General features: G+C 69.6%; 22 protein-coding genes. 14 read left to right on the top strand and 8 right to left on the bottom strand.

What is annotated here, in order from left to right; translation table 11 throughout:
* Window positions 1-345 precede the first annotated feature (345 nt).
* The 8 genes from ABZ319_RS22810 to ABZ319_RS22775 all read left to right on the top strand — a co-directional run bounded on the left by ABZ319_RS22810 (window position 346) and on the right by ABZ319_RS22775 (window position 8,738).
* Window positions 346-1,245 (top strand): alpha/beta hydrolase, encoded by a 900-nt coding sequence (locus ABZ319_RS22810; RefSeq protein WP_354988477.1) that lies wholly within the window; start codon window positions 346-348, stop codon window positions 1,243-1,245.
* A 252-nt stretch (window positions 1,246-1,497) separates the two neighbouring features.
* Complete coding sequence (locus tag ABZ319_RS22805) at window positions 1,498-3,822, top strand: nitrate- and nitrite sensing domain-containing protein (RefSeq protein ID WP_354988476.1); 2,325 nt, start codon at window positions 1,498-1,500, stop codon at window positions 3,820-3,822.
* On the top strand, window positions 3,800-4,204 hold the full coding sequence (locus ABZ319_RS22800) for a roadblock/LC7 domain-containing protein (protein WP_354988475.1): 405 nt from the start codon (window positions 3,800-3,802) through the stop codon (window positions 4,202-4,204). Before ABZ319_RS22805 ends, ABZ319_RS22800 begins: the two co-directional genes overlap by 23 nt.
* A 5-nt stretch (window positions 4,205-4,209) precedes the next feature.
* Window positions 4,210-4,803: an ATP/GTP-binding protein gene (locus tag ABZ319_RS22795; RefSeq protein ID WP_354988474.1), complete on the top strand. Its 594-nt coding sequence runs from the start codon at window positions 4,210-4,212 to the stop codon at window positions 4,801-4,803.
* Window positions 4,804-4,903: 100 nt separating this feature from the next.
* Window positions 4,904-7,375: a nitrate- and nitrite sensing domain-containing protein gene (locus tag ABZ319_RS22790; RefSeq protein ID WP_354988473.1), complete on the top strand. Its 2,472-nt coding sequence runs from the start codon at window positions 4,904-4,906 to the stop codon at window positions 7,373-7,375.
* The gene (locus ABZ319_RS22785; protein WP_354988472.1) at window positions 7,353-7,778 is read left to right on the top strand and encodes a roadblock/LC7 domain-containing protein; all 426 of its coding nucleotides are present in this window, start codon (window positions 7,353-7,355) and stop codon (window positions 7,776-7,778) included. Before ABZ319_RS22790 ends, ABZ319_RS22785 begins: the two co-directional genes overlap by 23 nt.
* The gene (locus ABZ319_RS22780) at window positions 7,778-8,152 is read left to right on the top strand and encodes a DUF742 domain-containing protein (RefSeq protein WP_354988505.1); all 375 of its coding nucleotides are present in this window, start codon (window positions 7,778-7,780) and stop codon (window positions 8,150-8,152) included. The genes ABZ319_RS22785 and ABZ319_RS22780 overlap by 1 nt, the downstream gene beginning before the upstream one ends.
* Window positions 8,133-8,738 carry an ATP/GTP-binding protein gene (locus ABZ319_RS22775; protein WP_354988471.1) on the top strand — a complete coding sequence of 202 codons (606 nt, stop codon included), beginning with the start codon at window positions 8,133-8,135 and terminating at the stop codon, window positions 8,736-8,738. Before ABZ319_RS22780 ends, ABZ319_RS22775 begins: the two co-directional genes overlap by 20 nt.
* A 109-nt stretch (window positions 8,739-8,847) precedes the next feature.
* Here ABZ319_RS22775 and mtnC read toward each other — a convergent pair whose 3' ends face one another.
* The 3 genes from mtnC to mtnA are packed head-to-tail and all read right to left on the bottom strand — an operon-like array spanning window position 8,848 to window position 11,945.
* Entirely contained in the window at window positions 8,848-9,546 is a 699-nt protein-coding gene (gene mtnC, locus ABZ319_RS22770; protein ID WP_354988470.1) for an acireductone synthase, read from the bottom strand.
* A complete protein-coding gene (locus tag ABZ319_RS22765) occupies window positions 9,543-10,115 on the bottom strand; it encodes a cupin (protein WP_354988469.1) in 573 nt (190 codons plus the stop codon). Before ABZ319_RS22765 ends, mtnC begins: the two co-directional genes overlap by 4 nt.
* 18 nt (window positions 10,116-10,133) lie before the next feature.
* Window positions 10,134-11,945, bottom strand: a complete 1,812-nt coding sequence (mtnA, locus tag ABZ319_RS22760; RefSeq protein ID WP_354988468.1) for an S-methyl-5-thioribose-1-phosphate isomerase — start codon at window positions 11,943-11,945, stop codon at window positions 10,134-10,136.
* A gap of 213 nt (window positions 11,946-12,158) precedes the next feature.
* Between mtnA and ABZ319_RS22755 the strand changes: the two genes are divergently transcribed.
* Together ABZ319_RS22755 and ABZ319_RS22750 are read left to right on the top strand one after the other, a co-directional pair.
* On the top strand, window positions 12,159-12,440 hold the full coding sequence (locus ABZ319_RS22755; RefSeq protein ID WP_354988467.1) for a hypothetical protein: 282 nt from the start codon (window positions 12,159-12,161) through the stop codon (window positions 12,438-12,440).
* The gene (locus ABZ319_RS22750) at window positions 12,437-12,850 is read left to right on the top strand and encodes a hypothetical protein (RefSeq protein WP_354988466.1); all 414 of its coding nucleotides are present in this window, start codon (window positions 12,437-12,439) and stop codon (window positions 12,848-12,850) included. The genes ABZ319_RS22755 and ABZ319_RS22750 overlap by 4 nt, the downstream gene beginning before the upstream one ends.
* Window positions 12,851-12,905: 55 nt before the next feature.
* Here ABZ319_RS22750 and ABZ319_RS22745 read toward each other — a convergent pair whose 3' ends face one another.
* Window positions 12,906-14,582, bottom strand: a complete 1,677-nt coding sequence (locus ABZ319_RS22745; RefSeq protein ID WP_354988465.1) for a cation:proton antiporter — start codon at window positions 14,580-14,582, stop codon at window positions 12,906-12,908.
* A gap of 45 nt (window positions 14,583-14,627) precedes the next feature.
* Window positions 14,628-15,248: a DedA family protein gene (locus tag ABZ319_RS22740; RefSeq protein WP_354988464.1), complete on the bottom strand. Its 621-nt coding sequence runs from the start codon at window positions 15,246-15,248 to the stop codon at window positions 14,628-14,630.
* A gap of 510 nt (window positions 15,249-15,758) precedes the next feature.
* Here ABZ319_RS22740 and ABZ319_RS22735 point away from each other — a divergent pair.
* Entirely contained in the window at window positions 15,759-17,270 is a 1,512-nt protein-coding gene (locus ABZ319_RS22735) for an MFS transporter (RefSeq protein ID WP_354988463.1), read from the top strand.
* 76 nt (window positions 17,271-17,346) lie between these two features.
* Here the strand turns inward: ABZ319_RS22735 and ABZ319_RS22730 are convergent, their stop codons facing one another.
* Window positions 17,347-17,934 carry an XRE family transcriptional regulator gene (locus ABZ319_RS22730; RefSeq protein ID WP_354988462.1) on the bottom strand — a complete coding sequence of 196 codons (588 nt, stop codon included), beginning with the start codon at window positions 17,932-17,934 and terminating at the stop codon, window positions 17,347-17,349.
* A gap of 78 nt (window positions 17,935-18,012) precedes the next feature.
* Here ABZ319_RS22730 and ABZ319_RS22725 point away from each other — a divergent pair, with 78 nt between their 5' ends.
* The gene (locus tag ABZ319_RS22725; RefSeq protein ID WP_354988461.1) at window positions 18,013-18,993 is read left to right on the top strand and encodes an NAD(P)/FAD-dependent oxidoreductase; all 981 of its coding nucleotides are present in this window, start codon (window positions 18,013-18,015) and stop codon (window positions 18,991-18,993) included.
* Between the two features lie 48 nt (window positions 18,994-19,041).
* Here ABZ319_RS22725 and ABZ319_RS22720 read toward each other — a convergent pair whose 3' ends face one another.
* Window positions 19,042-20,283: a KasA/KasB family beta-ketoacyl-ACP synthase gene (locus ABZ319_RS22720; protein ID WP_354988460.1), complete on the bottom strand. Its 1,242-nt coding sequence runs from the start codon at window positions 20,281-20,283 to the stop codon at window positions 19,042-19,044.
* 39 nt (window positions 20,284-20,322) lie between these two features.
* Between ABZ319_RS22720 and ABZ319_RS22715 the strand changes: the two genes are divergently transcribed.
* Complete coding sequence (locus ABZ319_RS22715) at window positions 20,323-20,889, top strand: TetR/AcrR family transcriptional regulator (RefSeq protein ID WP_354988459.1); 567 nt, start codon at window positions 20,323-20,325, stop codon at window positions 20,887-20,889.
* A gap of 9 nt (window positions 20,890-20,898) precedes the next feature.
* On the opposite strand, the gene ABZ319_RS22710 is transcribed toward ABZ319_RS22715, so the two are convergent.
* The gene (locus ABZ319_RS22710; RefSeq protein WP_354988458.1) at window positions 20,899-21,435 is read right to left on the bottom strand and encodes an NUDIX domain-containing protein; all 537 of its coding nucleotides are present in this window, start codon (window positions 21,433-21,435) and stop codon (window positions 20,899-20,901) included.
* A gap of 75 nt (window positions 21,436-21,510) precedes the next feature.
* Here ABZ319_RS22710 and ABZ319_RS22705 point away from each other — a divergent pair, with 75 nt between their 5' ends.
* The gene (locus ABZ319_RS22705; protein WP_354988457.1) at window positions 21,511-21,963 is read left to right on the top strand and encodes an SRPBCC domain-containing protein; all 453 of its coding nucleotides are present in this window, start codon (window positions 21,511-21,513) and stop codon (window positions 21,961-21,963) included.
* Window positions 21,964-22,052 lie beyond the last annotated feature (89 nt).

Raw genomic sequence — 22,052 nt, 5'->3', positions numbered from 1 at the left:
GCGCACGGGAATCGCGGGTGTGTGACGCGGTTGCCCGGTGCGACATCGGGTTTCACGGCGGTCACGGGCGCCGCAGGGGGTGTTCCCGCACGCGGGACGCCCGCGCCCTGTCGACGACCGTCCGGGCAGCAGAAAACAGGTGACGGTGAAGCCGGCGCGCGAGCGAGGGGTCCACGCGCCGGCTTTCGCCGTATCCGAGTGAGAACCGATTCGAATGCACGAGTGCCGGATCGACGACGACTCCGGTATTTCCCCCACTGGAACATATATCGCACGCCGGGGCTTGCCGCAAGCCCCGGGCAACGGTCCATACTCGCAGGTCGACACCGAGGAGATGGGGTAATCGTGGCCGAGGAACTAGCCGTGGGCGTGGGGCCTTCGAAGATCGATATGGCATATGAGCGATTCGGCGATCCGGGCGATCCGCCGGTGCTGCTGATCATGGGCGGCGGGGCGCAGATGATCAATTGGCCCGAGGGGTTCTGCGACGAATTGGTCGCGCGCGGACTGCATGTCATTCGATTCGACAATCGCGATGTGGGACGTTCCACGCACTTCACCGCCGCGCCGCCCACCGATATCCGGGCGGCCATGGCCGGTGATCTCTCCGGCGCGGTCTACGACCTGTCCGATATGGCCGGCGACGCGGTCGGGCTGCTCGACGCGCTCGACCTGGGCAGCGTCCACGTGGTGGGCGCGTCCATGGGCGGCATGATCGCGCAGACCATCGCCATTGAGGCGGGTGCGCGGGTGCGTTCGCTGACCACCATCATGTCCACCACCGGAAACCCCGAGGTCGGGCGCACGAGCCCGGGCGCGTTCGGCGACGCCGGGCCGCAGCCGGACGACCGCGCGGGCTACATCGACTGGCAGGTGCGCTCGGCGCGTGCGTCGGCTTCCCCCGGTTTCGTTTTCGACGCCGCGGCCGTGGCCGAGCGGGCGGGCCGGACCTTCGATCGCGGCGTCGATTTCGAGGGCATGATGCGCCAGATGGTGGCGGTGCTGGTCTCCGGTGATCGCACGGCGCGGCTGGCCGAGCTCGACATTCCGACCCTGGTGCTGCACGGCGCGGATGATCGCATCTTCGACGTGAGCGGTGGCCGGGCCATTGCCGAGGCGATTCCGGGCGCGAAATTGGTGGTCTTCGACGGGATGTCACACAATCTGCCGCGGGAATTGTGGCCCGTATTCGCTGATCACATCACCGAACTCGTCCGGCACGCGGAGTCTGTTCGAATGGGGTGAGGCAAACCGCTCACTCGCGCCGTGATGCACGGCTATTGTCTGGTCAACGGAAAATAAACGTGTATCACAGGTGGTGACCCAGCTTTGGGTAGACCGTGGTTGAAAAAGATTCTGTCGCAACGGATTCGAGCACAGCTCCGCACTCGATCCCCGCGCGGGGATATACCGGACGGCCGGTCCGATAGTCAAATCCCATCCCGCCCAAAAGGACTCGTACGGGCAGGCCGGGTATTCGATGGCTACATTCGGGCAATGCGCAGTTGGCGGCCCGGGGTCCGCACCCGGATTTTGGCGATCGCCCTGGTTCCGAGTCTGGCGCTGGTGCTGCTCGGCGTGGGCGCCGCGGGTGCGCTGGTCGATCGCTCCACCGACGCCCGCGACTGGGCGCGCGAACTGCGCGAGGGCATCGCGCCCACCCGCGAGCTCATCGAGGCGCTCCAGGAGGAACGCCGAATCACGCTCTGGCAGATCGCCGGCGCCGATTCCGATGTGCGCGCCCTGACCACCGCCCGCCTGCGCCTGGACAACGCCCTGCGGCTGCTCGCACCCGCGCAATCGCGACTGGCCGAACTCGGCCCGGACGCCATGGGCGCGAGCGTGGACGCCTTCGCGGCCCTGGGCGCGGGCCTGGTCACCCTGCGCGCGGGCGTCGACGCGGGCATCATCCCCGTCGCCGAGGCCTACGCCTTCTACAACCGCATGCCCGAACTCGTGCAGGCCGGGGTGCGCATCGCCCAGGAATCGGCGCCCGATCCGGCCACCGCGCTCGAACTCGCCGAATCACGCGAGGTGCTCCAGGGTTTGGAGGCCATGAGCCGGGCCACCGCCCTGGGCGCGGCCCTCACCGACGGCGGCACCGGCCTGACCCCGGACCTGGGCGCCGAGTACGTCCGGCTCATCGGCTTCTATCGCACGCGCGTGGACGGGCTGCTCGCCGATTCGGACGCCGATCAGGCCGCGGCGGCGCGCGCACTCCTGGACACCGACGCCTGGCGGCTGCTGGGCACGATGGAAACCGCCCTCGCACAGCGCGCCCTGCCCCGGACAGGCGCCGTCCCGCAGGCCGTGCTGCCCCTGACGGCCGGCGCGTGGCAGGCCGACGCCGAACGGGTCACCCTGGCCCTGGCCGAACTGTGGCAGTCACAGAACACCCGGGCACAGCGGCTGGCCGGCGACGCCGCGGACGTCACCACCCGCAATTCCCTGTGGGCAGGCGCGGCCATGCTCACCGTCGCGCTGGCGGCCATTCTGGTGGCGCTGCTGCTGGCCAACCGTATCATCGGGCGGCTGCGCCGGCTTCGCGACCAGACCCTGGCCCTGGCCGACGATCACCTCGCCGAGACCATGCGCAGGCTCGCCGCCGGGGAGACCCTCGACCCCGAGACGCACACGCCCGCGCTGAGTTTCGGCGGCGACGAGATCGGCCAGGTCGCCGACGCCTTCCAGCACGCGCACGCCGCCGCCGTCACCGCAGCGATCACCGAATCGCGCACCCGCGAGGGCGTCAAGGCCGTGTTCCTCAACATCGCGCACCGCAGCCAGGTCGTGGTGCACCGTCAGCTCGAGATCCTGGACGAGGCCGAGTCCGAGCAGGAGGATCCCACCCTGCTGGACATCTTCTTCCGCCTCGATCACCTCGCCACCCGCGAACGCCGCAATGCCGAGAACCTGGTCATCCTCGCCGGCGGGCGGCCCGGACGGCAGTGGCGAAACCCGGTGCCGCTCATGGAGGTCGTGCGCAGCGCTGTGGGTGAGACCGTCGAGTACAAGCGGGTCCGCACCGGCCGCCTGCCCGAGGTGTTCCTGACCGGCGTCGCGGTCGGCGACCTCATCCACCTGCTCGCCGAGCTCATCGACAACGCCACCTCGTTCTCCCCGCCGCAGTCCCACGTGCGGATCACCGGCGCTCCGGTCGGTCGCGGGGTGGCGCTCGAGATCATCGACCAGGGCATGGGCATCACGGATCCGGAACTGGCGCAGGCGAACACGCGCCTGGCGAACCCGGCCCGCACCGCCGACTTCGGGCTCACCCTGCTGTCCGAGGACGCCCGGCTCGGGCTGTTCGTCGTCTCGCAACTGGCCGCCCGGCACGGCATCTCGGTGCGCCTGTCCGAATCGGACTACGGCGGGGTCCGCGCCATCGTGCTCGTGCCGGACGCGCTGATCGCCGGTCCGACGCCCGGCCCCGACTACAGCTCCGGGCAACTGCCGGTGCGGCGCTGGTCCGAAACGCGCGTGGCCGCGCCGAATCCGGACGGCTCGGAGTACCCCACCCTGACCACGCTCCCCGCGCTCACCACGAACCCGCCGCCGGGCGTGCCCGACATCCGCCCCGAGCTACCCCGGCGGCGCCGTCAGGAGCATCTCGCTCCCGAACTGGCGCACGACCCCGCACCGGCGTACGACCCGTCGTCCGCCATCGCTCCCCCGGCTCCCGAACGCACCGCCGAGCAGTCCCGGGATCTGTTCTCCGCCATCGAGAACGGCACCCGGCAGGGCCGGCGTGCCGATCCCGGTCCACTCCCACCACTTCGACATCTTCAGGAAGGCGACGGTGACTACTTCCCCCGCCGGTGACCTCGGCTGGCTGCTCGACGATCTCGTCGACAAGCTCGCCGGGGTGCGCCACGCCGTGGTCCACTCGACCGACGGCCTGCTGCTGGGCCGTTCGGCACTGATGACCCGCGAGGACGCCGAGCACTTCGCGGCCATGTCCTGCACGTTGTACGGGCTCTCGCGCAGTGCCGGACATCGTTTCGACGGCGGCGAGGTCCGCCAGGCCGTCATCGAACTCGAACACGCGGTGCTGTTCGTGACCGCCGCGGGCAGCAATGCCTGCCTGGCCCTGCAAACCGGGGCCCAAGCCAATCTGGGCATGGTCGCCTACGAGATGAACCTGACCGTGCAGCGCGTCGGGACGTTCCTCTCGACCACCGCGCGCCGCGGCGAAATCGGCTGAGGCCCATGGTCGACATGGGGCCCGCGCGGACCGGCGAACCGGCCGCGCAGCCGCTCGCGCAATCGGTGAAGATACTCGTCGCGGGTGGTTTCGGGGTGGGCAAGACCACCATGGTCGCGGCCATCAGCGAGATCCCACCGCTGCGCACCGAGGAGATCATCACCGAACGATCGGCGGGCGTGGACGATCTGACCGGGGTGGAGGCCAAATCCACCACCACGGTCGCCCTGGACTTCGGGCGCATCACCATCGACGCCGGGCTGGTGCTGTACCTGTTCGGCACGCCCGGACAGGACCGCTTCTGGTTCCTGTGGGACGAACTGGCGCGCGGTGCGCTCGGGGCGGTGATCCTGGCCGACACCCGCCGGCTCGAAAACTCTTTCGCGGCCATCGATTTCTTCGAGCGGCGCGGGGTGGGGTTCGCCATCGGGGTGAACTGCTTCGACGACGCCCCGCGCTACGGGATCGACGAGGTGCGCGACGCACTGGATCTGGGCCCCGGCGTACCCATCGTCATGTGCGATGCACGCGACCGGGATTCGTGCAAGCAGGTGCTCACCACGCTCACCGAATATCTCATCACGCAGGTTGCCCACTGAGGCAGTTATGCTGAATCACACATAACATAGACAGTCAATCATGTTCCCGTTCAACGGGACCGGTGCGCAGTGGATCACACCCGTCCGTTACGTTGTGCCGATGTTCAGAGCGAGGCTCGGGGTCCGGACCCGTGTTCTCGCCATCGCACTGGTTCCCAGCCTCGCGCTGCTCGGAATCGGTGTGGGTGGCGCGGGATATTTGGTGGTAGAGGGAAAGAACGCGCGAGAATGGGCGGACGCACTCACCGCGGCCACTCCCCTCACCAAGGAACTCGTCACCTCGGTGCAGTTGGAACGCCAGCTCACCCTGGCCCAATTGGCCGGAAACGAAACGAATCCGCTCGATCTCACCGCCGCCCGCATGCGCCTGGACGACGCGCTCATCGGCATGGGCGCCACCACCAAGGACATGGAGGAGCTCGGACCCGACGCCGTCAAGGGTGACGTCGGCGGCTTCCGCACGCTGACCCGGACCCTGGCCGCGATCCGCACTCAGATCGACGGCAACGCCCTCCCGCTCGCCGACGCCTACCAGTTCTACGGCCACCTGCTCGACCTGATCTCCGTAGGCACCAAGGCGGTACAGAACTCCGCGCCCACCCCAGAGGTCGCCACCGAGACCGGCGAGACGCTGGAAATCGTGTCCGTCTCCGAAATGCTCTCGCGCTCGGCCTCGCTGGCCGAGGTGCTGCTCAACCAGGGCACGCTGGCACCCGAGCTGGCGATCGAGTTCTCTCGCGTGGTCGGCGCCTATCGCGTCAATGTCGGCCTGCTCGCGGGCGATGACGGCAGTCAGGGCAACGCCGCGATTCAGGCCGTGGTCGGCAGCCCCGAGTGGCAGCGGCTGATCATGATGGAGAACGTGCTGCTGGCGCGCGCGCTCGATCCGCTGACCTCCGCGCCCGCACGGCCCGGCAGCACCAACTCCGTAGCGCCGCTGACGTTCACGCCCGAGGAGTGGCGCGCCGCTGTCACCCAGGTCAACAAGACGCTGATCGAACTGTGGGACGCCGAGAGCAAGCAGGCCCTGGGCATGGCCGCCGACGCCGCGGACAGCAGCGCGCGCAACTCCGCCATCGCCGGCGGCGCCATGCTCGCGGTCTCGATCTCGGCCTTCCTGGTGGCGCTGCTGCTGGCCAACCGAATCATCGGACGGCTCAAGCGGCTTCGCAACGAGACCTTCGCCCTGGCCGACGAGGGCCTGCCCGAGATCATGCGCCAACTGCGCGAGGGCAAGGCGGTCGAGGTCTCGGCCGAAACCACCGAACTGGACTTCGGCCACGACGAAATCGGCCAGGTGGCCAAGGCGTTCAGTCACGCGCACAACGCCGCGGTCGCGGCCGCCATCACCGAGGCCCGCACCCGCGAGGGCGTGAAGGCGGTCTTCCTCAACATCGCGCACCGCAGCCAGGTCGTGGTGCACCGCCAGCTCGAGATCCTGGACGACGCCGAGTCCAAGCAGGAGGATCCAACCCTGCTGGAGATCTACTTCCGCCTCGATCACCTCGCCACCCGCGAACGCCGCAACGCCGAGAACCTCATCATTCTCGCGGGCGGTCAGCCGGGTCGGCAGTGGCGCAATCCGGTCGCGCTGGTCGAGGTGGTGCGCAGTGGCGTGGGCGAGGCGCTGGACTACACCCGCGTCAAGATCGCCCGCCTGCCCGATGTCGCCGTCGCCGGCAGCGCCGTCGCCGACATCGTGCACCTGCTCGCCGAACTCGTCGACAACGCCGCGCACTTCTCGCCGCCGCAGTCCCAGGTCGAGGTGCGCGGCAACGTGGTCGGCAAGGGCATCGCCATCGAGATCGTGGACCAGGGCATGGGCATGCCCGAGGCCGATATGGCCCGGGTCAACGAGATGCTGCGCAATCCCCCGGATTTCGGCGTGAACACGCTGTCCGAGGACTCCCGGCTCGGCATGTTCGTGGTCGCCCAGCTGGCGGTCCGCAACGGCATCTCGGTGCGCCTGACCGAATCCGACTACGGCGGCGTGCGCGCCATCGTGCTCGTGCCCTCCGCGCTCACCGTGTCGGCGCGCACCGGTGAGATCCCGGTGGTCCCCAGGCAATTCGACACCTCGCAGCAGCTCGAGCCGGTCAAGCACGTGGAGAGCGCCCGCCTGGTGGAACCGCCCCGCGAACTCGAGCCCGCTCCGGCCCCCGAATTCGCCCCCGAGCACCGCGTTCCCGAGCAGCAGCTGTCCTTCGAGACCCCGCCCCGTCCGTTCGAACCCTTCGCCGAGCCCAATGCGGTGCGGCCGCAGCCGGATTCGGATTCGGCCTACCGCCCTCGCGAACGTGATCGCTCCCAGTACACTGGCTCGGACGTCCGGCCCGCGCTACCGCGTAGGCGCCGGCAGGCAAGTCTCGCACCGGAATTGGCGCAGGAGACCCCGTCCACCGAGACGGAATCTCAGCCCACCCGCACGGCCGAGCAGGCCCGAGACCTTTTCTCCGCCATCGAAAACGGAACCAGGCAGGGCCGCCGGGCCGATCCCGGTGTGGTCGAGCCGACGTTCAATCCATTCCAGGACCGACAGGAAGGCGACGGTGACCACCTCAAACGCTGGTGATCTCAACTGGCTACTCGATGATCTGGTGGATCGGCTCGCGGGCGTCCGGCACGCGGTGGTGCACTCCACCGACGGCCTGCTGCTCGGCCGTTCCTCCGCCATGAGCCGCGAGGACGCCGAACACTTCGGCGCCATGTCCTCCACCCTGTACGGCCTCGCACGCAGCGCGGGCAGCCGTTTCGACGGTGGTGGCGTGCGCCAGGCGGTCATCGAACTCGATCGCGCCGTACTGTTCGTGACCGCCGCCGGCAGTCACGCCTGCCTCGCCCTGCAGGCCACCGAACAGGCGAACCTCGGCATGGTCGCCTACGAGATGAACCTGACAGTGCAGCGTGTCGGCAACTACCTGTCCACGACACCGCGCCACCACCTGGCCGGACAGGTCAACCCCAGGCTGTCATGATGGCCAGGCCGGGGGATCACTGGTTCGACGAAGCTGCAGGTCCGTTGGTACGCCCCTACGCCCGGACCGGCGGTCGAACCATGGGCGCGGGGCACGATCTCGACATGCTGACGGTGGTGGTGGTACCCAATACCGCTCCGCCGTTGCGCCGAGTCGAGCCGGAGTACACCGACATCGTTCGGCTGTGCAGGCTTCCACTGTCGGTGGCCGAGGTATCGGCCGCCATCAGATTGCCTCTGGCTGTGACCAAGATCCTCGTCGGCGACCTCATCACCGACGGCATCCTCAAATTCCGCGCGCCGGTCTCCGCGGAGGCGGCTCCCGGCGACCTCAACATTCTGCGAGCTGTTCTCGATGGCATCCGAAAGCTTTGACAATTCCCGGCCCCTGGCCGCCTCGGTGAAGATCCTCATCGCGGGTGGCTTCGGCGTCGGCAAGACGACCATGGTCGGCGCGATCAGTGAGATCGCGCCGCTGCGTACCGAAGAACTGATCACCGAGCTCTCCGCGGGCGTCGATGATCTGCGCGGCGTGGAAGGCAAGACCACCACCACGGTGGCCCTGGACTTCGGTCGCATCACCATCGACCCGAGTCTGGTGCTGTACCTGTTCGGCACGCCCGGACAGGACCGATTCTGGTTCCTGTGGGACGAATTGGCCCGCGGCGCCCTGGGCGCGGTGGTGCTCGCCGACACCCGGCGGCTAGAGGGCTCGTTCGCGGCGATCGACTTCTTCGAACGCCGCGGCGTGGCCTTCACCGTGGCGGTGAACTGCTTCGAAGGCGCGCCGCTCTACACGCCCGTCGAAGTGCGGGACGCGCTCGACCTCGACGAGCGGATCCCGGTGCTGCTGTGCGACGCCCGCGACCGCGCCTCCGCGAAGAACGTGCTCATGACCCTGGTCGAGTACCTGATCAACAAGGCGGCCGCGGCCCCCGGCGGGCAATTGATCACGCCCTGACCGCTTCTCGCCGCCCCGCGCACGAACACCTCGCGCCCGCCCCGGCTTCGGGGGCGGGCGCGATTTGCGTCGCGATCGACTCGGGGGCGCGGCAGCGGCCCCGAGGGGCTCAGCTCGGCTGCACCTCGGCGAAATCGCCGATCCAGCGATGCGGCGGGCGGGGGCCGTTCGGCTCCCCCGGCCGGGCCACGCCGATGGCGGACCAGCCCGCCGCCACCGCCGCGTCCAGCTCGTCGGGGTGATCGGACAGGAACAGAATGCGCTGCGCCGGAACGCCGATGGCGCCGGCGATCTTCTCGTACGAGGCGGCCTCGCGCTTGGGCCCGGCCGTGCTCAGATCGAAATGGCCGCTGATGAGCGGGGAGAGATCGCCGGGCCGGGCGAACTCGAACCAATCTCGCTGATTGCGCACCGATCCCGAGGAGTACACGTACAGCGCGAACCCGGCCGCGTGCCACTCCCGCAGCGCCGCGGGCACGTCGGGGAAGAACTCGCCGAACAGCGCGCCGGAGCGAAAGCCCTCGGCGCAGATGATGCCCTGGGCGGTCTTGAGCGATTCGGCCTTCACGTCGGTGTTGAGCCAGTCGATGAGGATGGCCGCCACCTGCGCGACATCGGCCTCGGGCCGTCCGGCCTGCTCGCGGGCGCCCGCGAGCACGGGATCGGCTGCGCCGCCGATGTTCTCGGCCAGCCAGCCCGGCAGCCGGGTGCGGGTGTAGCCGTACAGCTCCTCCCGCACCGAGCTGGTCGGGCTGGTGGTGCCCTCGATATCGACGACGATGGCCTCGATGGATCGGGTCGCGCTCACGCGGTCAGCAATTCGTCGAGGGTCGGGAAGCCGCCCGAGATCTTGTCGCCGGTGAAGTCGCCGATCCAGCCGTCCTCTTCCTCGAAGAAGCGCACGGCCACGAACTCGGGCTCGGTGCCCATGTCGAACCAGTGCAGCGTGCCAGCGGGCACGGACACCAGATCGCCTGCGGTGCAGACCGTCGCCAGCACCTCCTCGCCCAGGTGCAGGTAGAAGCAGCCCTGCCCGGCGGCGAAGAAGCGGACCTCGTCCTCGGCGTGCCGATGCTCGTCCAGGAACTTGCCGCGCGCGCCCGCGGCCTTGGCCGGCCACTCCGGGTCGTCGGCGTCGGGGTGGATGCGGGCCACGTCGATGAACTTGTAGCGCCCGTCGGCATTGAGTTCGGCGATGCGCGCGGCGTACTCGGCCTCGATGTCCGCGGTCGGGGTGGCGCCGGTGATCTCGAGCAGCGGCCAGCGCTCGAAGATGATGCCGCGCTTGCCGAGCTCGGCGGCGATGACCGCGTCGTCATCGGTGCGGAGCTTGACTTCGGCGGCGTCGGTGTCGGACATGATCTGTAGCAATGTCATTGCGGTTCCTCCTCGGAACTAATTCTCGCGCACCGAGATCTCACGGCGTCCGGTCAACGTGGTCAATTCACACATGGCTTCGAGGCATTCGACGCGATCGCGCGCCTGCGCCAGGCTCGCGCCCCAGGCGGTGACGCCGTGCCCGGCGATGAACAGCACCGGCGGCGCGTCCGGATGCTCGAGCAGGTACTTCTCGATATCCGCGCCGATCAGCGGAACATCCGCGTGATTCGGGAAGACCGGGATGTCGATGAGGTCCGGGCGGCTGCCGCCCAGGCCCTTGATCAGCTCGTACCCGGCGAAGCGCACCGGCTGCGGAATGGCGGCCGATGCGATGATCGAGAGCGCGGTCGCGTGCGGCGGGTGCACGTGCACCACGGCCAGCGCCTCGGTGGTGCGGTACACAGCGGTGTGAATGCTGGTCTCCGCGGACGGCTTTCGAGCGCCGGCGTGCACCGGCCGGGAATCGGCGAGGTGCACGGTCACCGTATCGTCCTCGGTCAGTTCGCCTTTGGACAGTCCGCTGGCGGTGACCACCGCGTGCTCGGCCTGGCGCACCGAGATGTTGCCCGCGGTGCCCGGCATCCAGCCGTTGGCGTACAGGCCGCGCGCGATGGCGGCGATGCCGTGGCTGCTGGCCCACGGGCCGGATTCCCCGGCGGGCACGGCGAATATCTCGCCGATGTCGTCGCTGTTGTCCGGGTGGTCGTAGTCCGCGACCCAGCGGGCGTCGAGCTTCGCGCTCAGGCTCTCCTCGGGCGCGCCGATCCCGCGCAGCTGCTCGGCCAGTTCGGCCACGACCTGCGCGGCGGTGAACACGCCCTCGGGCTCGGCGCTCTCGCCCAGCACGCCGTTCTCGGTGACCACGGCGGTGACCAGGTCGGGCGGGGTGACGTCGAAAGCCGGGTTGAAGGTTGCGGTGCCCGCGGGAGCCGTTGTGACACCGCCGAATCCGGTGACCTCGGCGGCGGCGCGCTGCTCGACCACGATGTCCGCGCCGGAGGCGGTGTCGAGGTCACGCGTGGATTCGGGGGCGACCACGATGAACGGAATGCCGTGTCGCTGGGCCGCGATCGCCAGCATGTAGGTGCCGATCTTGTTCGCGACCGAGCCGTCGGCGGTGATGCGATCCGCGCCGACCAGCACCGCGTCCACGCCCTCGGTGGCCATGGCCCAGGCGGCGGCCGAATCGATGGTGAGCCGGTGCGGGATACCGGCTTCCGCCATTTCCCACGCGGTCAGGCGAGAGCCCTGCAACAGCGGGCGGGTCTCGTCGACGATGACCTCGGCGAGCGCGCCGCGTTCGTGCAGCACGCGCAGCGCGCCGATGGCCGTGCCGACCGCAGTGGTGGCCAGGCGGCCGGTGTTGCAGTGGGTGAGCACGCGCAGCGGGCGATCGGTCCCGCACAGTCGCTGCACCAGATCGGCGGCGTGCGTGGCGGCGGCGAGATTGACCCGGCCGTCCTCGGCCAGCATCTCGAGCGCTTCGTCGAGCACGGCCTGCACGCCGTCGGACAGCTGGGCCAGCGCGCGCTTCACGCCCCAGGCGAGATTGACCGCGGTCGGTCTGGCATCGGCGATCCGCGCGGCCTCGGCCTCGACGCGCGCGGTGTCCACGACACCGTCCGCGGTGGCCGCCAGCGCGGCGATCACCACGCCGAACGCACCGGACACTCCGATGGCGGGCGCGCCGCGGATCGCGAGGGATTTGATCGCGTCGATGAGGTCGTCGACCGTCGTGATCCGCAGCTCCCGCAGTTCCTGCGGCAGCGCGCGCTGATCGATGGTGACCAGGGCACCGTCGACCCACGCGATCGAACTCTCATCCATCTATGTCTGTCCTCTGAGCTGGGGGATGTCGACTCGGCCCGCTCGACTCGGGCACACGCCAACCGTATCGAACCCGGATCGGCGCGTGACCGGCAGGTTTCGGATCACCGAAATCGGAATAGGACGACACGGACACGGGCCGGAGGTCCTGGTAGATGAGATTCACGTGCTGCCATGTCGCACTCCGCGCGCATACCCAAGTACCATTCCGATATGGCGAGAGAGCGTCGCACCCGCAAGATCACCGTGACGATGCCCGAAGAGGTCGCCGCCACGCTGGATGAGTGGCGCAGCAAGGGCCGGATCGAATCCATTTCGGCCTTCGTCGCGGAATCGGTGAAAGTTCGAGTCGATCGTGCCCAGTCCCTGGCCCGCATCGAGCAGGTCTTCGGCGGGCGCCCACCCCTGGATCTGATCAACAAGGCGCGGGCCGTGCAGGGCCTGCCCCCCTTATCGGAGGAGGATGTCACCGGCGACCACGCCGGCGCGGCATGACCTCCGCGGGTTCCACGCTGGGCGGCGTCGTCTTCGACACGGCCGCCCTGACGGCTTGGGCGCATCGCGTGGCCTATGTGCAATCGGTGGTGTGGGCCACCGCCGACGCGGGCCACACCATCATCATTCCGGCCACCGCGCTGGCGGCGGCGCGGGCCCTCATCGCGCCGGGCCGCCTCGACATCCTCACGGTTCTGCTGGATCTGCCGAACACCGTCATCCAGCCGCTGGATCGCGGCGCGAGTGATCACCTCGGCGCCGCGCTGGCCGATCGCCCCGACGCCGACGCCCTGATTCCGGCCGGGCACGCGACCATCGAAGCGGTGAGCCGCGATTGGCCCTGCCTGACCGACCGGCCCGACACCCTGCGCAAACTCGATCCGCGGATCCAAACCGACACCCTGCCCTGAACTCGAACTCTCCGGGCGGCCGATCGGCCGGGCGGTCTTCGCGCCGCGCGCCGGCTCAGCGCGCGAACTCACCGTGCATCTGCGTCGCGATATGGGTCGCGTCCAGATCCGCCAGCGCCTCGGACAGGATGTCCGCGTCGAAGGTGCCGTTGTCCCGGGCGTCGAGCAGGGCCGTGCGCTGCGCGGCCAGTACCGCCAGTCGCTGCCGCTTGGCCGCGACGAAGGCTTCCTTGCTCGGGGGTTGATCGCCGAATTTCGGTACGGGCGGGACGGTTTCGGCGCTGGTGCGCAGCAGCTTCATGATCTCGGCGGTCTGGGCCGCGGTCTGCTCGGCGGCCTCGGCGTCATCCGCCTTGGTGCCCAGCCGATCGAGCAGCGGTCCGATGGTGCCGCCCTGCACGAGCAGCGACAGGATCGCCACCGCGAAGGCGATCAGCACCAGCGTCGATCGGTACGGGGCGTCGTCGGGCAGCGTCTGGGCGGCGGCCACGGTGACCGCGCCGCGCATGCCCGCCCACACCACCGCGACGCCTTCGCGCCAGCCGAGCTGTTCGCGCATGAGGTAGTCGATGTCGGCGAGCCCGCGGGTCACGCGCAGTGAGAAGCGTTCGAGATCGCGGGGCGAACCCCGCCGCCGCCGGAAGTGATGCACCTTCCCGAACGCCTGGTCCTTGCCCTCTGGTGTTTCGAGCCGTTCCTGCCAGTCCTGCAGGATCGGCTGCAACTTCTCGTTGCGGCGTGACCACCGCTCGAGCAGGCCCAGCAGCGGCGCGACGTACGCGGCCCGGATCACCAGGGTCAGCGCCAGGGCGCCTAGCGCGATGAGCAGGGTCGCCGCGACCCCGGCGTGATCGTCCTGCACGTGCGTGACGATTTCCTTGATCTGCACGCCCATGGTCAGGAACACCGCGCCCTCGAGCACCAGTTCGACCGCACGCCAATTCTGGGTGTCCGAGAGCCTGGTCTCGGGCGAAAGCACCCGCGGCGCACTGATTCCGGTGATCAGTCCCGCTACCACCGCGGCCACCAGGCCCGAGCCGCCGAGCAGTTCGGCGGGCACCGACGCCACGAACGGCACCGTGAACGAGAGCACGGTGTTGACCGTCGGATCGGTGACCCGCCGCCGAATCGCGAGATCGACCCGGCCGACCGCGACGCCCACGACGACCGCGACCACCACCGAATAGACGAAGGTCCCCAGCGCGCCCCAGAACGCGAAACCGGCCGCGGTCGCGACGATGGCGGTGCGCAGCAGCACCAGCGCGGTCGCGTCGTTGAGCAGGCTCTCCCCGTCCAGGATCGTCACGACCCGCTTGGACACCGGGGTCTTCTTGATGATCGAGGTGGCGACCGCGTCGGTCGGGCTGATGATCGCGCCCAGCGCCACGCCCCAGGCGAAGCCCAGATCCGGGATCACCAGCATGAAGAACACCCCGAGCAGCAGCGCGCTGGCCACCACCAGCAGCACCGAGAGCCCGCCGATCGCACCGAAGTCGCGCCGGAAGTTCATGGCGGGCATGGACACCGCCGACGAATACAGCAGCGGCGGCAGCACGCCCTGCAGAATCCACTCCGGATCGATGTGGGTGTCCGCGAACACCGGCAGGAAGCTGGCCGCGACCCCCACCGCGACGAGCACGAGCGGGGCGGCCACCCCCAGTTTCGGCCCGAGCACCGCCGACGCGGCGATGGCGAGGATCGCGATGACGGCCAAGAACAGGAACTCGATCACGGTGACGCTCCCGGGTTGTTCGGTCCTGGGCGGGGTCGTGCGAACTCAGGCCGGAGACGGCTGGGCCGCGGCGCGGCGATGCCGCCACTGCCAGTAAGCGATCGCGAGGACCGCGACCACCGCGACGACGATCGCCAGCCCGGAGTCCACGCGGCGCGCGATGACCGTCACCGAACGACCGAGAAAGTAGCCCGCCGCCACCATCGCCGATCCCCACAGCATCGCCCCGACGGTGGTGACGACCAGGAAGCGGCGAAAAGAGATGGGAGACATGCCGACCAGATGCGGCAGCATGGTCCGGAAGAAAGCGCTGAATCGGCCGAAGAGAATGGCGCTGTCGCCGTGTCTTTCGAGGAATCTGCCGGTGTTGTCCAGCTTTTCGCGATAGCGGTCGAAAACCGGCCAGTGCAGCATTCTCGTGCCGTAGTGCCGGCCGAAACCGTAGCCGACGCTGGCGCCGGCGATGGCCGCGGCGACGACGAGTCCGAGGGTGACCGGCAGCATCGCGTGATTGCGGCTGGCAGCGGCTCCCACCAGCAGCGCGGCCGTGTCGCCGGGCAGCAGCAGCCCGAAGATCATCGACTCCTCGGCGAACACCAGGGCCGCCGTGATGACGTGCATCCACACCGGCGCGATGTTCATTATTCGCTCGACGACCGAATCCATTCCCGGACGCTAACCGGCCGGTGGAAATGGCGGTGATCGACACACGGCGCTGCGGTTCATCTGCAATGTGTCGATATGAATTCGTATCGCGGGCCGCGTTCGATGGGATATTGAAAATTGCTGTGGCGAAATAGGTATCGATCGGCATTGCGGCGTCGCCGCCGGACTCACGATAACCCGGCGCCGCGTACGGGATCGGGCGCTTGCGGTGCCGGAGTTCTGACGGCATCGGGAACGGCAAGCGGGATGCCGCAAGGGTCCAGGTCGCAGGTACGGGCGTGAATCCGATTCGGGCGTTTCTGCGAACGGGGCGTGCGGGCGGGGCGGGTTGTCGCGGAGGCATCGAGGCTCGGGTGGGCGGAAACGGACGCGACCGATTCCCGGGCCGGCGACTCGCCTCCGGCCCGGGACGGCTGTTGCGAAAACGAGCGACCGGCCGTAGCTTCAACAATACGCACGACCGTTCGTGTTGTTTAGATCTTCAGCCCGCTCGCTCTCGAAAGCTCCGACATGACCGACGTATCCGCACGGCCTACGTCCGTGCCCCCGCCCGACTCCACGCCACTTGATCCGCGCCTCGAACAGGAGCCGCCGCGCTCCCCCGATCCTTCCGGCCCGGCGATGCCGAATCCCGTACCTGCCCAAGCTGACTCACCCACCCCGGCCGCACAGCGTGCTGCCCGGCGCGCACTGCTCGTCGCGTGCGGGGCGGCATTCGTCGCCTTCCTGGATCTGTCGGTGGTCAACATCGCGTTTCCCGCCATCACGCGCGACTTCCCCACCACCGCACCGACTTCGCTGACCTGGGTCGTCAGCGGATACGCCGTGGCCTTCGCCGCGCTGCTGACCCCCGCCGGGCAGCTGGCCGACGCCCTCGGGCGCGGGCGTGTGTTCCTGTACGCGCTGGCCGGATTCGCCGTCACCTCCCTGCTGTGCGCACTCGCACCGAATGCCGAATGGCTGATCGCGGGTCGCTTCCTGCAGGGCATGACCGCGGCGTTCCTGATACCCGCGGGCCTGGCGCTGGTCCTGGGCGTCACCGCGCCCGAGCGCATCGGCATCGCCATGGCGGCGTGGACCGCGGCCGGCGGATTCGCCGCGACCGTGGGTCCCGCGGTGGGTGGCGCGCTGGTCGAATGGTTCGGTTGGCGTTCGGTATTCGTGATCAACGTCCCGATCGTGGCCCTGCTCGTCGCGGCCGGATTCCGTCTGGCCGCCGGGGAGGAACATCGGCGGGACGGCCTGCCCGACCTGGCCGGGACCGCCGCCACCGCGCTCGGGATCGGGGCGCTCGTCGCCGCGGTGACCGAGGGTCAGCAGTGGGGCTGGGACTCGTGGCGCACCCTGGCCTGCGGCCTCGGCGGCGCGGCGCTGCTCGCCATCGCGCTGTGGCGCTCGCGGCGGCATCCGCGCCCGGCCATCGCCGTGGGACTGTGGCGCAGCCATCGCTACGCGCTGGTGAACGCGACCGCTTTCGTGTTCGGCGCCACCATGTTCGCGTGGTTGCTGGCCGGGCCGCTGTGGCTCGATCAGGTCTGGAACTACTCGGTGCTGGAGTCGGCCGGTGCCATGACGATCGGCGCGATCGCGTCCATGATCACCGCCGTCGCCGCCGGACGCGCCCCCGAGTCGTGGCAGCGCTGGGCGGGCGTGATCGGCGCCCTCATGTTCGCGGCCTCGACCTACTTCATGAGCACCGACGCCTGGAACGGCACGCCCGCGCTGTGGACGGCCTGGATTCCGGCCGGCCTCCTCGGCGGCGGCGGCATCGGCCTGGTGATCACCGTCCTCGGCACCGCGGCCGCCCGCTCACTGCCGCCCGAGCGGTTCGCCGCGGGCGTCGGCATGAACCTGACCGCCCGGCAGTCCGGTGGCGCGCTCGGCATCGCGATGCTGGCCGCGGTCTTCGCCGCCAACTCCACCGACGGCCTCGCCGCCTTCCATACCCTCTTCGCCCTCTGCGCGGCCATCTCCCTGGTGGCAGCCGTCCTGGCCGCGCTGCCGGTGGGCCGAACCCGCTGAGGTCACCGGCCCCGCCGGTCGGGCGAATCGGCCGGCGGGACCGAGACCGCCCCCGCTCGAACCGAATTCGCGGGTCTCAGCCCTGAGATTTCGGGCGGGCGCGCAGGTGGGCGCGCTCGCCCTGCTTGCCGAAGAGGCTGAGGAACTCGACCGATTCCCGGCCCGCCGGCCCGAACCAGTGCGGCACGCGGGTGTCGAACTCGGCCGCCTCGCCGGGCGACATGATCAGATCCTGATCACCCAGGACCAGGCGCAGGCGGCCGTTGAGGATGTAGAGCCATTCGTAGCCCTCGTGGATCTGCGGGTTCGGTTCGCGGCGGCGGTCATCGCCCGGGATGATGATCTTGAACGCCTGGATGCCACCCGCCCGGCGGGTCAACGGCAGCATCGTCATACCGTGGTTGGTGACCGGCCGCATGTGCACCCGCGGATCCCCGGTGGGCGGTGCGTCGACCAATTCGTCGAGGGTGACGCCGTGCGCGCGGGCCAGCGGCAGCAGCTGCTCCAAAGTCGGCCTGCGCGCACCGGATTCGAGCCGGGACAGGGTGCTCACCGAGATCCCGGTGGCGGTCGAGAGTTCGGCGAGGGTGGTTTCGCGCTGCCGGCGCAGGTCCCGGAGCCGGGGGCCGACCGCGTCGAGGGCACGATCCAGATCCTGATCCATCCGGCCATTTTGCCATATCGGCAAAATTGTTTGCCAGTTCGGCGGTGGTTGTCACATCCTCGATACCAGGAGGTGGTCATGGTGACCTTGCAGCTGAACGACAGCTATGACGTGGTGGTTATCGGTGGCGGCGCGGCGGGTCTGAACGGCGCGCTCATGCTCGGGCGGGCTCGCCGTTCGGTCGTGGTGATCGACGCGGGCGCACCGCGCAACGCCCCCGCCGAGGGGGTGCACGGGCTGTTCGCCCGAGAAGGCATGTCGCCCTTGGAATTGGTCGAACGCGGCCGGGCCGAGGTGCGTCGGTACGGCGGGCACGTGGTCGACGGTGAAGTCACCGGTGCCGTCAGGGACGGCGACGGATTCATCGTGTCCCTCGCCGACGGCCGCACCGTGCGCGCCCGCCGGCTGCTGGTGACGACCGGGCTCGTCGACGATCTGCCCGACATCGCCGGCGTGCGCGAGCAGTGGGGCCGCGGCGTCGTGCACTGCCCGTACTGCCACGGCTGGGAAGTGCGCGACCGGGCCATCGGCGTGGTGGGCGCGACTCCCATGGCGGTGCATCAGGCGCTGCTGTGGGGTCAGTGGACCGATGACGTCGTGCTGTTCACCCACACCCAGCCCGAGCCCACCGCGGAACAGGCCGAACAGCTTGCCGCCCGCGGCGTCCGGGTCGTCCCGGGCGAGGTTGTCGCGGTCGAGTCCGACGGTGATCTGATCACCGGCGTCCGGCTGGCCGACGGCACGGTGATCGAGCGCGAGGTGGTGGCCCTGGGTGCGCGGATGATCGCCCGCGCGGACTTCCTCGCGTCGCTGGGTCTGCACGCGGTCCCGCACCCGATGGGCCCGGCCATGGGCGATCAGGTACCCGCCGATCCGATGGGGCGCACCGAGGTGCCGGGCGTCTGGGCCGCGGGCAATGTCACCGACCTGTCGGCGCAGGTCGGCGGTGCGGCCGCGGCGGGCGCGTTCGCGGGCGCGCAGATCAACATGGATCTGGTGACCGAGGAGACCCGCCTCGCGGTGGAGGCTCGCAGGGCGAGCACGGTTCCGGTCGGCTGATCGCCGGCTCTTCCGCGCGTGCTCCCGTCTCGAATGTGAGGCAGGCTCTCAGGCGCGGCCCAGCGCCAGCGTCACGTTGTGCCCGCCGAACCCGAAGGAATTGCTCAGCGCGCGGTCGGCGCTGTGCACCTGGGCGGCCCCGGCGACGACATCCAGTGTCGTGCCGGGGTCGCCCTCCTCGAAATTGAGTGTGGGCGGGATGATTCCGTACTCGAGCGTGCGCAGGGTGAGAATCGCCTCCAGCGCCCCGACCGCCCCGATGGAATGCCCGAGCGCTGACTTGGGCGCGTAGATCGCCGCGTGCGGGGCGACTTTCATGATCGCCGCGGCCTCGGAGGCGTCGCCGACGGGTGTCGAGGTGGCGTGCGCGTTGATGTGGCCGATGTCGGCCGCGCTCAGTCCGGCGGTGGCGATCGCCTTGCGCATGGCCCGGGCCGCGCCGTCGCCGTCGGGCGCGGTGCCGGTGATGTGATAGCCGTCCGAGGTGATGCCCGCCCCCAGTACCCGCCCGTGCACGCGCGCGCCGCGGGCCCGGGCGTGCGCTTCGGATTCGAGCACCAGCAGCGCCCCGCCCTCGCCGAACACGAATCCGTCCCGGGTCCGGTCGAAAGGACGTGAGGCGCGGGCGGGTTCGTCGTTGCGGGTGCTGGTGGCCCGCATCATGGCGAAACTCGCGATGGGCACCGCCTCGATGCGGCCCTCCACGCCACCGGCCACGACCACGTCGGCTTCGCCGGTGGCGATGAGCCGCCAGCCGTGCGCGATCGCCTCCGCGCCGGACGCGCACGCCGAAACCGGCGCGTACACCCCGCCTTTCGCGCCGACCTCGAGCCCGACCGTGGCCGCCGACCCGTTCGGCATGACCATGGGCACGGTCATCGGCGGCACCTTGCGATACCCGCCCGCCCGCATGACGTCGACCGCGTGCACGAGCGCTTCGCCGCCGCCCAGCCCGGTCCCGACCGCGACCGCCAGCCGTTCGGGATCCACCTCCGGCGCGCCGGCCTCCTGCCAAGCCTGGCGGGCCAGCACCAGCGCCAACTGCTGCACGAAGGACATGCGCCGCTGCTCGATCCGGGTGAGCCGGGTCCCAGGGTGCTCGGTCAGTCGCCCGCCGATCCGCACGGGCAAGGTGTACTCGGTCACGAAATCGTCTGTCAGCGGCGCTATTCCGCTCTCCCCCGCCACGAGCCGATCCCAGGTGGACGTGAGATCCGCGCCCAGGCTGGTCGCGGCTGCCATCGCGGTGACCACCACGCCCCGAGTTTCTGTACCAACTGTTACACCCATGCCGACATGGATACCTGTACCGTCCGCTACAGTCAACCCGTGCCGCGCCCCCTCGATCACGCCCGTCGCGCCGAACTGCTGTCCGGCGTCATCGACTACATCGCCGAACGCGGCCTCGCCGAACTCTCCCTGCGACCGCTCGCCGACTACCTCGGCACCAGCTCGCGCATGCTCATCCACTATTTCGGCACGAAGGAGCAGATGCTGGTGGCGGCCCTGGAGACGCAGCGGCCCGACATCCCGGCCATGTTCGGCGAGGTGAGCGATCCGCGGGTGCTGCGCACCCGGCTCGCGCAATCGTTCGCGGTGAACACCTCCGGCGCCGGCGCGGTGTCGCTGCGGGTGCTGTTGCAGGTCCTGGCCGCGGCGGCGGTCCCGCACAGTCCTTTCCGGCCCTACGCCGACGACGCGGTGACAGCGGTGATCAAGTCGCTCGCCGAGGCCCTGCATCGCATCGCGCCCGCCCACGAGGATCCCGAAGCCGCGGCCACCCTGCTGGTCTCCGGCATGCGCGGGCTCATCCAGGACTGGACGATCACCGCCGATACGCCCCGGATCACCCGCGCGGTGAATCTGCTGGTGGCGCAGGCGCTTCCCGGCGCGTGACCCGCTCGGCTACCGCTGCCGGGCCAGGTGCAGCTCGGCCGCGAGGGTGACGAGCTCGGACATGTGGTCCCCGTCGGTGCCCGCCAGGCGGGCCGCCTGTGCGAGCGGGAAGGCCCGCACCTCCAGAATCTGTTCCCCGTCTTCCGGATTGGTCGGCTCGCCGGTCAGCGCCACGTCGGCGGTGCACCACAGCCACGCCTTGTGCGGATGCGGCTGCCACGGCCGGTACGGCTCGGGATGGTCGGTGACCCCGTGATGCGCGCCGATCCAGTGCAGCGGTCCCGCGAGTTCGGCCCCGGCCTCCTCGTGTAGTTCGCGCACCACGCAGGCGTGCACGGATTCACCGGCCTCGCGCGTGCCGCCGGGCACCATCCAGAAGTCGCGGGCATCGCGGCACAGCACGATCTCCGCGCCGACGAAGCAGACGACGTGAATATTGGTCACCAGTTCGTCGGCCGGGAGATCGGTCGAGAATTGCACGTCCAGGCCGCCCCATTCCCAGCGGGTAGGGGTGTGCAGCAAGGGATAACGATCGGCGAGCGTCATGATTCGACGGTAGCGGGCGCCGCGATGCGGGGGGATGTCACACCGGATAGAACGCGTTTCAGTATTGTGGCCGCCATGGCCTTCGTCATCGATAACAGCGTGGACATCGACGCACCCGCCGAACTGGTCTGGCAGGTCCTGACCGATGTGGACAACTACGGCGAGTGGAACCCCTTCGTCCCCGAATGCACGACCACCCTCGAGCCCGGTACGCCGATCGATATGAAGGTGCGACTCGTCGGCCCGCCGCGCAACCAGCGCGAATACATCTTCTCCAATACCCCGGGCAAAGAATTCAGTTACAAGATGAAGCCCGCTCCCCTGGGCCTGCTGAGCAGTCATCGGCAGCACATTCTGACCCCGCTGGGCGACGGCCGGACCCGTTATGAATCCCATTTCGAACTGCAGGGCCCGCTGAGCCCGGTGGTCGGCGGTCTGCTCGGCAACGCCCTGCGCAAGGGTTTCGGCGGTATGACCGCGGGCGTCAAGCTGCGCGCGGAATCGCTGCGGGCCGGCGTGCGCGACTGATCGCGACGTACATGCGACCGTGGGGTGGGGGGGCGGGGTTGGGTGGGCCCCCACACGGCAGATCACCACTCATTAAAACAAAAACCAAC

The sequence above is a fragment of the Nocardia sp. NPDC005978 genome (assembly GCF_040614455.1).
Taxonomy (GTDB): domain Bacteria; phylum Actinomycetota; class Actinomycetes; order Mycobacteriales; family Mycobacteriaceae; genus Nocardia.
Note: the sequence above shows the minus strand (reverse complement) of the source record. Positions and strands in the feature narration are given on the sequence as shown.

Coding starts and splice junctions, on each gene's coding strand:
- ABZ319_RS22805 (WP_354988476.1), top strand. CDS start 1,498: ATGCGCAGTTGGCGGCCCGGGGTCCGCACCCGGATTTTGGCGATCGCC.
- ABZ319_RS22795 (WP_354988474.1), top strand. CDS start 4,210: ATGGTCGACATGGGGCCCGCGCGGACCGGCGAACCGGCCGCGCAGCCG.
- ABZ319_RS22790 (WP_354988473.1), top strand. CDS start 4,904: ATGTTCAGAGCGAGGCTCGGGGTCCGGACCCGTGTTCTCGCCATCGCA.
- ABZ319_RS22780 (WP_354988505.1), top strand. CDS start 7,778: ATGGCCAGGCCGGGGGATCACTGGTTCGACGAAGCTGCAGGTCCGTTG.
- ABZ319_RS22775 (WP_354988471.1), top strand. CDS start 8,133: ATGGCATCCGAAAGCTTTGACAATTCCCGGCCCCTGGCCGCCTCGGTG.
- ABZ319_RS22765 (WP_354988469.1), bottom strand. CDS start 10,115: ATGACATTGCTACAGATCATGTCCGACACCGACGCCGCCGAAGTCAAG.
- mtnA (WP_354988468.1), bottom strand. CDS start 11,945: ATGGATGAGAGTTCGATCGCGTGGGTCGACGGTGCCCTGGTCACCATC.
- ABZ319_RS22755 (WP_354988467.1), top strand. CDS start 12,159: ATGGCGAGAGAGCGTCGCACCCGCAAGATCACCGTGACGATGCCCGAA.
- ABZ319_RS22750 (WP_354988466.1), top strand. CDS start 12,437: ATGACCTCCGCGGGTTCCACGCTGGGCGGCGTCGTCTTCGACACGGCC.
- ABZ319_RS22740 (WP_354988464.1), bottom strand. CDS start 15,248: ATGGATTCGGTCGTCGAGCGAATAATGAACATCGCGCCGGTGTGGATG.
- ABZ319_RS22735 (WP_354988463.1), top strand. CDS start 15,759: ATGACCGACGTATCCGCACGGCCTACGTCCGTGCCCCCGCCCGACTCC.
- ABZ319_RS22730 (WP_354988462.1), bottom strand. CDS start 17,934: ATGGATCAGGATCTGGATCGTGCCCTCGACGCGGTCGGCCCCCGGCTC.
- ABZ319_RS22725 (WP_354988461.1), top strand. CDS start 18,013: ATGGTGACCTTGCAGCTGAACGACAGCTATGACGTGGTGGTTATCGGT.
- ABZ319_RS22720 (WP_354988460.1), bottom strand. CDS start 20,283: ATGGGTGTAACAGTTGGTACAGAAACTCGGGGCGTGGTGGTCACCGCG.
- ABZ319_RS22710 (WP_354988458.1), bottom strand. CDS start 21,435: ATGACGCTCGCCGATCGTTATCCCTTGCTGCACACCCCTACCCGCTGG.
- ABZ319_RS22705 (WP_354988457.1), top strand. CDS start 21,511: ATGGCCTTCGTCATCGATAACAGCGTGGACATCGACGCACCCGCCGAA.